This window comes from Micromonospora sp. WMMD729, assembly GCF_049315225.1.
In the GTDB taxonomy this organism is placed as follows: Bacteria; Actinomycetota; Actinomycetes; order Mycobacteriales; family Micromonosporaceae; genus Micromonospora.
In genome coordinates this window covers 4993486-5008590 of record NZ_CP186059.1, presented here as the reverse complement: position 1 = coordinate 5008590, position 15105 = coordinate 4993486, and the positions used below count along the sequence as shown (strand labels likewise).

Here is a 15105-nt window from a genome sequence, read left to right as displayed (position 1 = left end):
GACCCCACCACCCGCTACGGCATCCGGCGCGACGGCGCGCGCCCCGCCCTGGCCTCTTCGTCAGGAAGGGACACCACAGATGTCCACGAAGGACAGATCCACCCAACGGTCCCGACGATGGTTCTCCGCCGGATCGGCCCTGCTCCTGGTGGCCGCGGCCGGCACGGTCACCCTCACCGCCAGCGCGACACCGGCCTCGGCGCACACCATCAACGCCAGCGACTTCCAGCAGGTCGAACTCGCCCGCGGCGTCACCGACATGGGTGAGCCGATGTCGCTGGCCGTCCTGCCGGACCGCTCGGTCCTGCACACCGCCCGCAACGGCACCCTGCGCCGCACCGACGCGAACGGCACCACCTCGGTGATCGGCACCCTGTCGGTCTACAACCACGACGAGGAGGGCCTGCAGGGCGTCGGCGTCGACCCGAACTTCGCCAGCAACCGGCAGATCTTCCTCTACTACGCGCCGCCGCTGTCCACCCCCGCCGGCGACGCCCCCGCGACCGGCACCGACTTCTCGGCCTGGCAGGGAGTGAACCGCCTCTCCCGGTTCACCCTCAACAGCGACTTCACGCTCAACCAGGCCAGCAAGGTCGACGTCCTCGACGTGCCGGCCGACCGCGGCCTGTGCTGCCACGTCGGCGGGGACATCGACTTCGACGCTACCGGCAACCTCTACCTGTCCACCGGCGACGACACCAACCCGTTCGAGTCCGCCGGCTACTCGCCGCTGGACGAGCGGACCAACCGCAACCCGGCGTACGACGCGCAGCGCAGCGCCGGCAACACCAACGACCTGCGGGGCAAGATCCTGCGGATCAAGGTGAACGCCAACGGGACGTACTCCATCCCGTCGGGCAACCTGTTCGCCCCCGGCACCGCCAGGACCCGGCCGGAGATCTACGCGATGGGGTTCCGCAACCCGTTCCGGATCAGCGTGGACAAGGGCACCGGGGTCGTCTACGTCGGTGACTACGGGCCGGACGCCGGCTCCACCAGCGCCACCCGTGGCCCGTCCGGCCAGGTCGAGTTCAACCGGGTCGCGGCACCGGGCAACTACGGCTGGCCGTACTGCACCGGCACCAACACCAGCACCGAGACGTACAACGAGTGGGACTTCGCCACCAACACCAGCGGGGCGAAGTACAACTGCACCGGCGGTCCGACCAACAACTCGTTCCGCAACACCGGCCTGACCACCCTGCCGCCGGCCCAGCCGGCGTGGATCCGGTACGCCGGCGACGCCGGCACGCCCACCGAGTTCGGCGGCGGCTCCGAGTCGCCGATGGGCGGCCCGGTCTACCGGTACAACGCCTCGTCGACGTCGACCACCAAGTTCCCGCAGTCGTTCGACGGACAGTTCTTCGCCACCGAGTTCGGCCGGGGCTGGATCAAGCCCATCCACGTCAACTCCGACGGCTCCCGGGGCACCATCGACACCTTCCCGTGGGTCGGCAAGCAGGTGATGGACTCGGCCTTCGGCCCGGACGGCTCGTACTACGTGCTCGACTACGGCACCGGCTACTTCAACGGTGACGCCAACTCGGCGCTCTACCGCTTCGACTACGTCGGCGGCGGCAACCGGGCCCCCAGCGCCGCGGCGAGCGCCAACAAGACTTCCGGCGCGGCACCGCTGACCGTGACGTTCTCCTCGGCCGGCTCGTCCGACCCCGAGGGCGGGGCGCTCACCTACTCGTGGGCGTTCGGCGACGGCACCACCTCCACGGCGGCGAACCCGACGAAGACGTACAGCACCAACGGCACCTACACGGCGACGCTGACCGTCCGGGACCCGCAGGGCGCCACCGGCAGCGCCAGCGTGCAGATCAACGTCGGCAACACCGCGCCCACGGTGACCATCAACAACCCCGGCAACGGCCAGCTGTTCAGCTTCAGTGACACCGTGCCGTACAGCATCACGGTGACCGACCCGGAGGACGGCACGATCGACTGCACCAAGGTCAAGATGACCTACGTGCTCGGCCACGACCAGCACGGGCACCAGATCACCTCGAAGACCGGCTGCTCCGGCTCGATCACCATCCCGGTCGACGGCGAGCACGACGACGCGGCGAACATCTTCGCCATCTTCGACGCCGAGTACACCGACGCGGGCGGCCTGACCACGCACACCCAGCACACCCTGCCGCCGCGCCACCGCCAGGCCGAGTTCTTCGGCAGCTCCTCCGGCATCAACGTGTTCAGCAAGACCCCGGCCGAGGGCGGCAAGACCGTCGGTGACATCAACAACGGCGACTGGATCGCCTTCCAGCCGTACCGGCTGGGCAACGTCACGTCCTTCACCGCCCGGGTCTCATCCGCCGGCAGCGGCGGCACCCTCCAGGTGCGGGCCGGCTCGGCCACCGGCACGGTGCTCGGCTCCGCGACCGTTCCGGTGACCGGCGGTTGGGAAACCTTCACCACCGTCACCGGGGCGATCACCAACCCGCCGACCGGCACCACCACGCTCTACCTGACCTTCGCCGGTACCGGCACCGGGGCGCTCTACGACCTGGACGCGTTCACCTTCACCACCGGCTCGGCCCCGACCGGCGGGACCGGCCCGATCAAGGGCCTGGGCGGCAAGTGCCTGGACGTGCGCAACGCCGCCACCGCCGACGGCACGCAGATCCAGATCTACACCTGCAACGGCAGCGCGGCCCAGACCTGGGCGGTCACGCCGAACTCCACCATCAAGTCGTTGGGCAAGTGTCTCGACGTCTCCGGTGCCGGCACCGCCGACGGCACCAAGATCCAGCTCTACACCTGCAACGGCACCGGGGCACAGAACTGGTCCGCGCAGGCCGACGGCACGATCCGCAACGCGACGTCCGGCAAGTGCCTGGACGTCTCCGGCAACAACTCCGCGGACAGCACGGTGGTCCACCTGTGGACCTGTGTCAGCGGTGCGGCGAACCAGAAGTGGACCCTGCCCTGAGCTGAGCGGAGGGGCTCCCACCGTCCCGGGAGCCCCTCCCACCGCCCGAAGGAGAGCGACATGCGCAGACTCCTGCGATCCGTTGTCGGTGTGAGCACCGCCGCCCTCGCCGTCATCGCCTGCACCACCCCGGCCACCCCGGCCAGCGCCGCCGACGCCCCGTACGACGTGCTGGTCTTCTCCAAGACCGCCGGCTTCCGGCACGACGCCATCCCGGTCGGCATCCAGACCATCCGTGACCTGGGCGCGGCCAACAACTTCACGGTCACCGCCACCGAGGACGCCGCCGCCTTCACCACCGCGAACCTCGCCCAGTACGAGGCGGTCGTCTTCCTCAACACCACCGGCGACGTGCTCAACGCCAGCCAGCAGACCGCCTTCGAGTGGTACATCGGCTCGGGCCGCGGGTACGTGGGTGTGCACGCCGCCGCCGACACCGAGTACGACTGGCCGTTCTACGGCAACCTGGTCGGCGCGTGGTTCGCCTCGCACCCGGCCATCCAGCAGGCCAACGTCAAGGTGGAGGACCGGGGGCACGCCGCCACCGGGCACCTGCCGCAGACCTGGACCCGCACCGACGAGTGGTACAACTACCGCACCAACGCCCGGTCCACCGCACACGTGCTCGCCACGCTCGACGAGTCGTCGTACTCCGGTGGCGGCATGGGCGCCGACCACCCGCACTCCTGGTGCAAGAGCTACAGCGGTGGCCGCTCCTTCTACACCGGAAGCGGGCACACCCAGGCGTCGTACGCCGAGCCGGCCTTCCGCAACCACCTGCTCGGCGGCATCCGGTACGCGGCCGGCCGGAGCAAGGCCGACTGCCGGCCCGAGACCGGCTACACCCCGCTCTACAACGGCTCCACCACCGGCTGGTCGCAGGCCGGCCCGGGCAACTTCACCAACTCCGACGCCACCCTCACCTCCGTCGGCGGCATGGGCCTGTACTGGTACAGCGCGAAGCAGTTCACGAACTACTCGCTCAAGTTGGACTGGAAGCTGGCCGGCGACGACAACTCGGGCGTCTTCATCGGCTTCCCGCCGTCGAACGACCCGCAGTCGGCGATCGACAACGGCTACGAGGTCCAGATCGACGCCACCGACGCGGTAGACCGCACCACCGGCGCGGTCTACACGTACAAGGCCGCCGACATCGCGGCCCGCGACGCGGCGTTGAACGCGCCGGGGGAGTGGAACACCTACGAGCTGCTGGTCGAGGGGGAGCGGCTCCAGGTCTTCCTCAACGGGGTGAAGATCAACGACTTCACCAACACCAATCCGGTACGGTCGCTGGCCGGCCACATCGGCATCCAGAACCACGGTACGGGTGACGACGCCTACTTCCGCAACATCCGGATCAAGGAGCTGGGCGGCAGCAACCCGCCGACCGGCAACACCACGGTCCAGGCCGAGGCGTTCAGCTCGGCCAACGGCGTCAGCGCGTTCACCAAGGCCGGCGCCAACGGTGGGCAGACGCTCGGTTACGTGGACCCGGGTGACTGGGCCGCGTACAACGGCGTGAATTTGACCGGCGTCACCTCGTTCACCACCCGGGTCGTCTCCGGCGGCGCGGGCGGCACCATCGGAGTCCGCACCGGCTCGGCCACCGGCCCGGTGCTGGGCACGGTCACGGTTCCCAACACCGGTAGCTGGGACACGTACGCCAACGTCACCACGACGCTGTCGAACGTTCCGTCCGGCACCCAGAACCTGTACCTCACGTTCAACGGCAGCGGCACCGGCCTCTTCGACGTGGACGACTTCACCCTCGTCAAGGGCACCGGTGGCGGTTCCGGCGTCGGCCCGGTCAAGGGCCTCGCCGGCAAGTGCCTGGACGTCCGCAACGCCGCCACCGCCGACGGCACCCAGATCCAGATCTACACCTGCAACGGCAGTACGGCGCAGACCTGGACCGTGACGCCGAACTCGACAATCAAGGCGCTCGGCAAGTGCCTTGACGTCAACGGCGCCGGCACCGCGGACGGCACCAAGATCCAGCTCTGGACCTGCAACGGCACCGGCGCGCAGAACTGGGCGGCCCAGTCCGACGGCAGCCTGCGCAACACGTCCTCGAACAAGTGCCTCGACGTGTCCGGCAACAACTCCGCCGACAGCACCATCGTGCACCTCTGGACCTGCAACGGCGCGGCCAACCAGAAGTGGACCCTGCCCTGACCCACCGAGCCCGCTGGGGCCGTCGGACATGACCGGCGGCCCCGGCGTACCACCCGATGACGCCGCCGGCGCGGCGGTACCTCACCGCCGCCGCGCCGACGGCGTCCCGCGCGTCGGGTGGACGCCGCCGGCCGACCCCCAACCGGCTGCCGTACCTTGACCGGCATGGGGCGTTACGCGCGATGGCTCCGGATGGTCCAGGCGCAGGGCCACCGGCTGCACGACGCGCTGCGTCAGGTCGACGAGCCCGACCCGCTGACCGGACCGACACCCAGCCTGAACCGCCTCGACGCCCTGGTGGAGGGTTTCGCCGCAGGTCAGCCCGTGCGCTGGAGCCTGGCCGGGGCGCCCCGGCCGCTACCCGAGGCGGTGGACGTGGCGGCGTACCGGGTCATCGAAGAGGCCCTGACCAACGCGTGCCGGCACGCGCCGGGCGCGGCGGTCGCGGTCCGCCTGCGCTACGACGACGAGGGCATCACCATCGAGGTACGCGACAACGGCGGGCCACCGGTGGGGCACACGCCGGGTGCCGGTGGCGGCCTGCTCGCGGTACGCCGTCGCGTCGAACGGGTCGGCGGCACCCTGAGCGCCGGCCCGAACCCCGACGGCGGCTTCACCGTCCGGGCGGTCCTGCCGGCCCCCGAAGAAGTGGCCGGATGACGGTCCCGGGCTTTGTGATGCGGCCTGGTGGCGGTCCGGGGGATTCGCGATGCGGTCGGGTGGTGGTCGGGGGCTTTCGCGATGGGCCCGGGTGACGATCCGGGGCTTTCGTGATGCGGCCTGGTGGCGGTCCGGGGGATTCGCGATGCGGTCGAGTGGTGGCTGGGGCTCTCGCGATGCGGCCGGCTGGCGATCCGGGGCTTTCGCGATGGGCCCGGCGGAAATAGGGTGGGGGGCGGCGACCGTGACGGTGGCCGGTGACCCGGTGGGAGGCGCAACCCGCCGGGCTCAGGTGCGCTCGGCACCCACCGGCGTTCCGCCCCGGTGCCGCGTACCGGTCTGACCGGTCACCCTCGCCCCGGTCCGCACAACGGAATCCCCATCACATCAGGGGAGAAGGACAATGGCGCGACCCATCACGCTCTTCACCGGCCAGTGGGCCGACCTGCCGTTCGAAGAGGTCTGCCGGCTCGCCTCCGAGTGGGGCTACGACGGTCTGGAGATCGCCTGCTGGGGCGACCACTTCGAGGTCGACAAGGCGCTCGCCGACGACTCGTACGTCGAGCGCAAGAAGGAGACCCTGGCCAAGCACAACCTCCAGGTCTTCACGATCTCCAACCACCTGGTCGGTCAGGCGGTCTGCGACCACCCGATCGACGAGCGGCACCAGGACATCCTGCCCGGCCGCATCTGGGGTGACGGGGAGCCCGAGGGCGTCCGCCAGCGGGCCGCCGAGGAGATCAAGGACACCGCGCGGGCGGCGGCGAAGCTCGGGGTGAACACCGTCGTCGGCTTCACCGGCTCGTCGATCTGGCACACCCTGGCGATGTTCCCGCCGGTGCCGCCGTCGATGATCGAGCGCGGCTACCAGGACTTCGCCGACCGGTGGAACCCGATCCTCGACGTCTTCGACGAGGTCGGGGTGCGGTTCGCGCACGAGGTGCACCCCAGCGAGATCGCGTACGACTACTGGACCACGAAGCGGACGCTGGAGGCGATCGGCAACCGGCCCGCGTTCGGGCTCAACTGGGACCCGTCGCACTTCGTCTGGCAGGAGCTGGACCCGGTGAACTTCATCTTCGACTTCGCCGACCGGATCTACCACGTCGACTGCAAGGACGCGAAGGTGCGTACCGGCGACGGCCGGCGCGGCCGCCTCGCCTCGCACCTGCCCTGGGCCGACCTGCGCCGCGGCTGGGACTTCGTTTCCACCGGCCACGGCGACGTGCCCTGGGAGGACTGCTTCCGCGCGCTGAACGCGATCGGCTACGACGGCCCGATCTCGATCGAGTGGGAGGACGCCGGCATGGACCGCCTGCTCGGTGCCCCGGAGGCGCTGCAGTTCGTCCGCCGACTCGCCTTCGACGCCCCGAGCGCCGCCTTCGACGCGGCGTTCAGCAGCAAGGACTGACGAGCCGCTGCCCGGCCCGACGACCACCGGGCCGGGCAGCGGTCCGGTCGGCCTTTTTAGCCGGTTGACCCGTTGGCCGGTCGGCCTTCTTGGCCGGTTGGCCTTCTTGGCCCGTGGGCCGCTTGGCCTTCTGGGCCTTCTTGGCCGCTTGGCCGGTTGGCCTTCTTGGCCCGTGGGCCGCTTGGCCTTCTTGGCCGGTGAGCCTTGGTCGGTGGACCTTCGCGGCCGGTCGGGATCCTTGGCCGGCGGGCCGGCGGGCCGGCGGGCCGACGGGCCGGTTGGCAGGTCGGTCGGAGCATCGTCCGGACAGACCACGGGCCGGTCGCCTCGCGGCGGCCGGCCCGTTGACGTGCGGGTGGGTCAGAGCGTGCTTGCGTTGGTGCCCGAGCCGGACGGCTTGGTGCGGGGGGTGGTGGCCGACGGCGACCCGGAGGTCGTGCCGACCGGGCTGCTGCCCGCCTTGGCGCCTACCGTGGCGGGCGTGCCGGCGAACGCGTCGTCGGCGGCGGTCAGCTCCTGCTTGCCGGTGCTGCCGTTGCCCAGCTTCTCGCCCAGCTTGGTCTGGCCGAGCTTGTCCTTGCCCTCGCTGTAGAGCCGGTTGGCCTGGGCCTGCGCGACCCCGGCCGCCTCCTGGACGGTCGGGTGGTCGAGCACCTTGCGGCCCCGGACCACGAGCTCTTCGTACTTCTCCCGGCCGGCACGGGCGCCCAGGACGAATCCCGCAGCCAGCCCGCCAAGAAACATGATCTTTCCGCGCATGGCGGCTCCTTCCGTACCTGACGCGCCGTCGCCCCCGTCGGGTCGCCCCGCCGGGCGCGGCCAATTCGCGCCTGCGTCCTCTGTCCGCAGCTAACTACCCATCCTGCTCCCCGCTCAAGCCTGCTTGTGCCCGGATGACGATTTGCCCTGATTGTGATCGCACCGCCGTCCCTGACCTGCGAACCTGGATCATGGCGGGTTACCGGTGGAACCCACTGGACCACCACCGGGGGATGTCCTGTACTCTTGTCCCCGTCGCACGGTGCCGGCGAGATCCGGTTTCGAGCGGTGCACGATCCCCTGTAGCTCAATTGGCAGAGCAGCCGGCTGTTAACCGGCAGGTTATTGGTTCGAGTCCAATCGGGGGAGCTCCTGCTCCACACCAACGCCCGTCGGCCCACGCCGACGGGCGTTCCCGCATACCCACCCACCCACCCTCCCGCCCGACCCCGCCCTCGCGGCCCACCCCTGCGCCGCCGATCTTGCACTTACTGCGGTGGCATATCGGGATTTAGTGCGCCTTTCGACAACCGAAACTGCAAGATCGACGCGATCATGGCGGCCGCGCGGCCGCGCGGCCGCGCGTGGGTGTGTGGGGTGGGCAGGTTGGCGTTCGTGGCAGCAACTTCGGGGATGTTGCTGCTTCCCGCGCGGCGGATGCAGCAACTTCCCTGATGTTGTGAGGATCTTGGCGTGCGCACCCGTGCCGGGGCGGAATGGGTTGGTTTGGGGTTCTTGGGGGTGGGTTGGCCGGCAGGATGGTCGGTGTCGACTTAGACTCCCGCTGCGTCGATTGATGCGTCGATTCTTGGGGTGAGGGCGGATGTCCGGACGAGGGGGCTTCGGTCGGGCCACGCTGGTCGCGGTGGCGGTCGTGCTGGCCTGGTTGGTGATCGGCGCGGTGGCCGGCCCGTACGCCGGACGGCTCAGCGAGGTTTCCACCAACGACAACGCCGCCTTCCTGCCCACCGACGCCGAGGCGACCCGGGCCCAGGATCTCGCCGGTGGCTTCGTCGACCGGCAGACCACCCCGGCGCTGGTGGTCTACGAGCGGTCGTCGGGGATCACCGACGCCGACCGGCAGCGGGTCGCCGCCGACGCCGCCCGGTTCGCCCAAGTGCCGGGCGTGGTCACCCCGCTGCCGCCGCCCATCCCGAGCGAGGACGGTCAGGCGCTACAGGTCATAGTGCCGGTGGACGACGCCGAGGGCGAGCAGATCGGTTCGGTCGTCCAACAGGTGCGCGACATCGCCGGGGGCGATCGGGACGGTCTGACCGTGGACGTCGCCGGCCCGGCCGGTCTGCTCGCCGACCTGATCGAGGTCTTCTCCGCCATCGACGGGCCACTGCTGCTCGTGACGCTCGTGGTGGTGCTGATCATCCTGCTGATCGTCTACCGCAGCCCGGTCCTGTGGATCTTCCCGTTGCTGGCCGCCGGGATGTCGTACGCCCTCGCCGCCGTCTTCGTCTACCTGCTCGCCGACGCCGACGTCCTCAAGCTGAACGGGCAGGCACAGGGCATCCTCACCGTGCTGGTCTTCGGTGCCGGGACGGACTACGCGCTGCTGCTGATCGCCCGCTACCGGGAGGAGCTGCACCGCCACGACCGGCCGTGGAGCGCGATGCGGGCCGCGTGGCGGGGTGCCGCGCCGGCCATCATCGCCTCCGGCGGCACGGTGATCGTCAGCCTGCTGTGCCTGCTGCTGTCCAGCCTGAACTCCAACCGGGCGCTCGGGCCGGTCGCCGCCATCGGGATCGCCGCCACGCTGTTGGTGATGCTCACCTTCCTGCCCGCGCTGCTGGTGCTCGGCGGCCGGTGGGCGTTCTGGCCCCGACGCCCCCGCGTCGACCGGGCGGACCCGCAGGCCGAGCACGGCATCTGGAGCCGGGTCGCCGGGTTCGTGGCCCGGCACGCCCGTCCGATCTGGTTGAGCACCGCCGTCGTGCTGGCGGTGCTCACGCTCGGCCTCACCCAGCTCGGCGCGACCATCCTCGGGCAGTCCGACCTGTTCACCCAACGCACCGACTCGGTGGACGGTCAGGAGGTGATCGCCCGGCACTACCCGGCCGGCACCGGCAGCCCGGCCACCATCTTCACCACCGAGCAGTCCGCACAGCGGGTGGCAGAAATCGCGCAGCGCGTCCCCGGGGTGGCCGACGTCCGCCCGTTCAGCGACGGCCAGCAGGGCGGGCCGCCCGACCGCAACGCCGCCCCGAAGGTCGTCGACGGTCGGGTGCAGCTGGAGGCGACCCTCACCGACCCACCGGACAGTGACGGTGCGGAGCGGACCATCCGTGAGCTGCGGGAGGCCGTACACCGGGTGCCCGGCGCGGACGCCGTGGTCGGCGGCTTCACCGCGATCAACGTGGACACCTCGGACGCCGCGAAGCGCGACCAGAACGTCATCATCCCGGTGGTGCTGGTGGTCATCGCGGTGATCCTGGCCCTGCTGCTGCGCGCCCTGCTCGCGCCGCTGCTGCTCATCGGCACCGTGCTGCTCAGCTTCGCGGCCACCCTCGGGCTCTGCGCGCTGCTGTTCCGACACGTCTTCGGCTTTCCCGGCGTGGACTCGTCGTTCCCGCTGTTCGCGTTCGTGTTCCTGGTCGCGCTCGGCATCGACTACAACATCTTCCTGATGAGCCGGGTCCGCGAGGAGTCGGTCAAGCGGGGTACCCGGGCCGGTGTGCTGGCCGGCCTCGCCGTCACCGGCGGGGTGATCACCTCCGCCGGCATCGTGCTCGCCGCGACGTTCTCCGCCCTCGCCGTGCTGCCCCTGGTGGTGCTCGTCGAGTTGGGTACGGCGGTCGCGATCGGGGTACTGATCGACACGATCATCGTCCGGTCGCTGCTGGTGCCCGCGCTCGCGTACGACATCGGGCCGAAGATCTGGTGGCCGGGCCGGTTGTCCCGGACGAACGGCGAGCGGGAGGCGCGCGATGCTGGCTGAGACCGACGTGGTGGTCGTCGGCGGCGGCCTGGCGGGCCTCGCCGCCGCCCGCCGGCTGCACCGCGCCGGCGTGCCCTGGCGGCTGGTGGAGGCCGGCGGTCGGCTCGGCGGTCGGGTCGCCACCGACGTCGTCGACGGGTACCTGATCGATCGTGGCTTCCAGGTGCTCAACACCGCCTACCCGAAGCTCGGCACGCTGCTCGACACCGACCGCCTGAACCTCGGCTACTTCACCTCCGGCGTGCTGGTCCGTAAGGGCGACGACCTGCTGCGGCTGGTCAACCCGCTGCGCGAGCCGAGCGGCGGCCCGCGTAGCGCGCTCGCCGGAGTCGGTTCGCTGCTCGACCGGCTCCGCTTCGCCGCGCTCGCCACCGGGGCCGCCACGCTGCCGACGTCCCGGCTGCTCGCCGCGCCGGAGACCAGCACCGAGACGGCGCTGCGCCGGGCCGGTCTCTCCGACGCGATCATCGAGGAGCTGCTGCGGCCGTTCCTGTCCGGTGTGTTCATCGACCGGGAGTTGGCGACCTCCAGCCATGTGTTCGCGATGGTGCTGCGCTCGTTCGCCCGGGGCCGCATCGGCCTGCCCGCCGACGGAATGGCCGCGCTGCCCCGGGCCATCGCCGAGCCGCTCCCGGTCGACCTGCTCGACCTGGACACCCCGGTCGCGCAGGTCGCGCCCGGCCTGGTCCGCACGCAGGCCGGCGACATCAGATGCCGGGCCGTCGTGGTCGCCGTCGACCCGCCCGCCGCGGCCGCGCTGCTGCCGGCTCTGTCGACGGTACGGATGGACAGCTACACCACGTACTACCACAGCGCTCCCGAACCGCCGCTTCGCGAGCCGATCCTGCTCGTCGACGGCGACCGCCGGGAGATCGTGGCGAACACGGTGGTACTCAGCAACGCCGGCCCGACCTACGCCCCGGCGGGTCGGCATCTCGTGGCCACCTCGGTGGTCGGTCCGACGGCCCCGCCCGAACCGACCATCCGGACCGAGTTGACCCGGCTGTACGGACGATCCACCGCCGACTGGACGCACCTCACCACCGTGTCCATACCGGACGCGCTGCCCGCCGCCCCGCCCCCGCAGGGGCGGCTGCGCAAGCCCGTCGCGCTCGGGCAGGGGCTGTTCGTGGCCGGTGACCACCGGGACAGCCCATCGATCCAGGGCGCTCTCGCCAGTGGTTGGCGTGCCGCGGGCGCGGTGCTCGGGGAGCTGCGCGCCGGCTGACCTGACGCCGAAAACGGGGGCACCGCAGCCGTAGTTGATCACTTATGATCCCCGCCATGCCCGCCACCCTCCCGGCGCCAACCTTCGACGTCGCCGACGCGTACCCCGAGGTCAGCGACCTCTACAAGGCGCTCGACGCCGCCGACTGGCCCGCGGTGCGGGCGGTGTTCGCGGACCGCGCGCCGGACGGCCGCACGCTGCTCGTCGCAGCGGCCGGCGACAAGCAGGGGACCGAGCCGTTCCTGCGCCGGGTGTACGACGAGGACCCGACCGACCCGCTCGCCGGGACGCTGCTGGGTAACCACCTGATCCGCGCCGGCTGGCGGATCCGCAGCGCCTACCGGGCCCGGTACGTCAGCCGGGAGCAGTTCGACCAGTTCCACGACCACCTGCGCCGTGCCGAGCGGGTCCTCATCGACGTCACCGCCCGGTTCCCCGACGACGCGGCCGCCTGGACCCAACGGATCACCATCGCCCGGGGTCTGCAACTGGGGCACAACGAGGCGCGCCGCCGCTACGACCGACTCGCCGCGCACCACCCCCATCACGCGCCCGCCCAGGCGACGCTGCTGCAGCAGCTCTGCCCGAAGTGGAGCGGCGACTGGGACCGCGCCTTCGCGTTCGCCCGGGAGTGCGCGCAGGCCGCGCCCGACGGCGCGCCCAACGCCGTGGTGCTCGCCGAGGCGCACCTGGAACGCTGGCTCGACTTCGACACGGAGCGGGAACGCACCGCGTACGTACGCAGCGCAGCCGTCGTGGACGAGATCATGCAGGCCGGGCAGCGGTCCGTGCTGCACCCGGACTTCGTCGACCGGCCCGGCTGGGTCTGGGTCCGCTCGTCGTTCGCGCTGATGTTCAGCCTGACCGAGCAGTGGTCCGCGGCGGCCAGCCAGTTCAGAGCACTCGGCAACCTCGGCTCCGAATTCCCCTGGACGTACGCGGACGACGCCGAGGGCTACACGAAGTACCGCGCGAAGGCGTACGCGAAGGGTGGTCAGTCGTGATCCAGCACCTGGACGTGGACGGGGTGCCCACGCTGCTCGCCCCCACCGGCGGGCCGATGCGCGCCGGACTGACCTTCCGGGTCGGCACCGCCGACGAGACGCTCGCCCGCGCCGGCATCACCCACCTCGTCGAGCACCTGGCGCTCGCGCCGCTCGGCCTGGCCGACTACCACGTCAACGGCGTGACCGCCCCGGCGTTCACCATGTTCCACACCCAGGGCTCCCAGGCCGACATCGCGGCGTTCCTGACCGCCGTCTGCGGGCACCTGTCCGACCTGCCGGTCGGGCGACTCGACGTCGAGAAGGACATCCTGCGCACCGAGTGGAGCAGCCGGGGCGCCGCTGCGATCGACGACATCCCGCTGTGGCGACACGGGGCCCGGGACTTCGGGCTCAGCAGCTACCCGGAGTGGGGGCTGGACGCGCTGACCGCCGACGACCTGCGCGAGTGGACGGCCCGCTGGTTCACCCGGGAGAACGCGGTGCTGTGGATCTGCGGCGACCAGGTGCCCGCCGACCTTCGGCTGTCGCTGCCCAGCGGGACACGCCAACCGGTCCCGGCTGCCTCGTCGGCGCTGCCGCAGACCCCCGCGTACTTCGTCCACGGCACCCGGGCCGTGGTGCTCGACGCCGTGGTGCGGCGCAGCGCCGCCGCGGCCGTCTTCTCCGGGGTGCTGGAACGGGAGCTGTACCGGTCGCTACGCCAGGAGTCCGGCCTCTCCTACACCACCACCACCGGGTACGACCCGCGCGGCGACGGCAACGCCATGCTGCGGGCGCTCGCCGACGCGCTGGCAGAGAAGCAGGACGCCGTTCTCGGCGGCTTCGTCGACGTACTCGCCAAGCTGCGGGTCGGCCGGATCGAGCAGGCCGACCTGGACGCCACCGTGGCCAAGCGCGAGGACCTGCTCGGCACCGCCGAGGTCGATGCCGCGCGACTTCCCGGGTACGCCCTGAACGTGCTCACCGGGGAACCCAACCTCACCATCGACGAGCACCGGGCCGAGTTGAAGGCCGTCGACCTCGCCGACCTGCACGCGGTCGCCGGCGAGGTGATGGGCTCCGCGCTGCTCATGGTGCCGCGCGGGCTCACCGCTGACTGGGCCGGCTTCGTCGCCGCGCCCACCCACTCCACCGACACGGTGGACGGCACCACGTACCGCGCCAGGGAAGGTGCCGGCGGCCTCCGCGTCGGCGACCTCGGGGTGAGCCACCTGGGGGCGGAAGGACCGCTCACCGTCCGGTACGACGACTGCTCCGTCATGCTCACCTGGCCGGACGGCGCGCGACAGTTGATCGGCGCCGATGCCATCACGCTGCACATCGAACCGACCATGCTCGAGTTGTCGCCGGGGACGATGGCGGCCATCGACGCCGGAGTGCCGGCCGACCGGCACGTCGCCATGCCGGCCCGCACCCCCGACCAGATCCCGCAGCCGAGGCCCATCGCCCGAGAAGCCGGGACCGCCCGACGTCCGTGGTGGGAGAAACTGGTCATGGTGCTCAGCGGACTCGGAACCCTGGTCATGGGCGGCTTCACCCTGTTGTTGACCTTCGCCACCCTCTCCGACGACACCGATCCGGACGAGGCATGGTTCTGGGGCGTCATCGCGGTCGGATGGGTGCTCACTGTTATCCTCGCGATGCCCATCGTGCTGCTGAAACGACGGCGGTGATGAGGTGGGGTCAGGTCGCTGCTGGCCCGTGATCCACCGGGCGGGATAAGATCCGCGCGGTTCCGGGGCGGTAGCTCAGCCGGTTAGAGCAGGGGACTCATAATCCCTCGGTCGCGGGTTCGAGTCCCGCCCGCCCCACAGGTCCGCCGCTCAGCGGCTTGCGTACAGGTCCCGTCGGCGCAGACGAGGTGCGACGCCGGTGGCGGGGTCGCCCCATCGATTTGCTCCCACGCTTTCCCGGTCCGGCCAGCGGTTCGTCGGGGGATGGTCAGGTCTTTCGCGGCTGAGTATGCTCTCCAAAAACGTG

Annotated in this window: 9 protein-coding genes and 2 tRNA genes; 10 read left to right on the top strand and 1 reads right to left on the bottom strand. The window is 71.0% G+C overall.

Going from position 1 to position 15105, the window contains the following annotated elements; genetic code table 11:
* Positions 1-79: 79 nt before the first annotated feature.
* From ACN263_RS22795 to ACN263_RS22780, 4 genes are all read left to right on the top strand, one after another.
* A complete protein-coding gene (locus ACN263_RS22795) occupies positions 80-2938 on the top strand; it encodes a PQQ-dependent sugar dehydrogenase (RefSeq protein WP_422736384.1) in 2859 nt (952 codons plus the stop codon).
* Positions 2939-2998: 60 nt separating this feature from the next.
* The gene (locus tag ACN263_RS22790; RefSeq protein ID WP_422736383.1) at positions 2999-5113 is read left to right on the top strand and encodes a ThuA domain-containing protein; all 2115 of its coding nucleotides are present in this window, start codon (positions 2999-3001) and stop codon (positions 5111-5113) included.
* Between the two features lie 165 nt (positions 5114-5278).
* The gene (locus tag ACN263_RS22785; RefSeq protein WP_422736382.1) at positions 5279-5773 is read left to right on the top strand and encodes a sensor histidine kinase; all 495 of its coding nucleotides are present in this window, start codon (positions 5279-5281) and stop codon (positions 5771-5773) included.
* A gap of 403 nt (positions 5774-6176) precedes the next feature.
* Positions 6177-7184, top strand: a complete 1008-nt coding sequence (locus tag ACN263_RS22780; protein WP_422736381.1) for a sugar phosphate isomerase/epimerase family protein — start codon at positions 6177-6179, stop codon at positions 7182-7184.
* 360 nt (positions 7185-7544) lie between these two features.
* Here the strand turns inward: ACN263_RS22780 and ACN263_RS22775 are convergent, their stop codons facing one another.
* Positions 7545-7943 carry a hypothetical protein gene (locus ACN263_RS22775; RefSeq protein WP_355051320.1) on the bottom strand — a complete coding sequence of 133 codons (399 nt, stop codon included), beginning with the start codon at positions 7941-7943 and terminating at the stop codon, positions 7545-7547.
* Between the two features lie 296 nt (positions 7944-8239).
* On the opposite strand from ACN263_RS22775, the gene ACN263_RS22770 reads away from it, so the two are divergent.
* From ACN263_RS22770 to ACN263_RS22745, 6 genes are all read left to right on the top strand, one after another.
* Positions 8240-8312, top strand: a tRNA-Asn gene (locus ACN263_RS22770).
* 454 nt (positions 8313-8766) lie between these two features.
* A complete protein-coding gene (locus tag ACN263_RS22765) occupies positions 8767-10890 on the top strand; it encodes an MMPL family transporter (protein WP_422736380.1) in 2124 nt (707 codons plus the stop codon).
* Positions 10880-12118, top strand: coding sequence for an FAD-dependent oxidoreductase (locus ACN263_RS22760; protein WP_422736379.1), 1239 nt, complete (start codon positions 10880-10882; stop codon positions 12116-12118). Before ACN263_RS22765 ends, ACN263_RS22760 begins: the two co-directional genes overlap by 11 nt.
* Positions 12119-12174: 56 nt before the next feature.
* Positions 12175-13122, top strand: a complete 948-nt coding sequence (locus tag ACN263_RS22755; protein ID WP_422736378.1) for a hypothetical protein — start codon at positions 12175-12177, stop codon at positions 13120-13122.
* Positions 13119-14798, top strand: a complete 1680-nt coding sequence (locus ACN263_RS22750) for an insulinase family protein (protein WP_422736377.1) — start codon at positions 13119-13121, stop codon at positions 14796-14798. The genes ACN263_RS22755 and ACN263_RS22750 overlap by 4 nt, the downstream gene beginning before the upstream one ends.
* 64 nt (positions 14799-14862) lie before the next feature.
* A tRNA-Ile gene (locus ACN263_RS22745) sits at positions 14863-14936 on the top strand.
* The last annotated feature ends 169 nt before the right edge of the window (positions 14937-15105 follow it).

What these genes read in the sequence shown, in the direction of transcription:
- ACN263_RS22795 (WP_422736384.1), top strand. Translation starts at nt 80, where the DNA reads ATGTCCACGAAGGACAGATCCACCCAACGGTCCCGACGATGGTTCTCC.
- ACN263_RS22790 (WP_422736383.1), top strand. Translation starts at nt 2,999, where the DNA reads ATGCGCAGACTCCTGCGATCCGTTGTCGGTGTGAGCACCGCCGCCCTC.
- ACN263_RS22785 (WP_422736382.1), top strand. Translation starts at nt 5,279, where the DNA reads ATGGGGCGTTACGCGCGATGGCTCCGGATGGTCCAGGCGCAGGGCCAC.
- ACN263_RS22780 (WP_422736381.1), top strand. Translation starts at nt 6,177, where the DNA reads ATGGCGCGACCCATCACGCTCTTCACCGGCCAGTGGGCCGACCTGCCG.
- ACN263_RS22775 (WP_355051320.1), bottom strand. Translation starts at nt 7,943, where the DNA reads ATGCGCGGAAAGATCATGTTTCTTGGCGGGCTGGCTGCGGGATTCGTC.
- ACN263_RS22765 (WP_422736380.1), top strand. Translation starts at nt 8,767, where the DNA reads ATGTCCGGACGAGGGGGCTTCGGTCGGGCCACGCTGGTCGCGGTGGCG.
- ACN263_RS22760 (WP_422736379.1), top strand. Translation starts at nt 10,880, where the DNA reads ATGCTGGCTGAGACCGACGTGGTGGTCGTCGGCGGCGGCCTGGCGGGC.
- ACN263_RS22755 (WP_422736378.1), top strand. Translation starts at nt 12,175, where the DNA reads ATGCCCGCCACCCTCCCGGCGCCAACCTTCGACGTCGCCGACGCGTAC.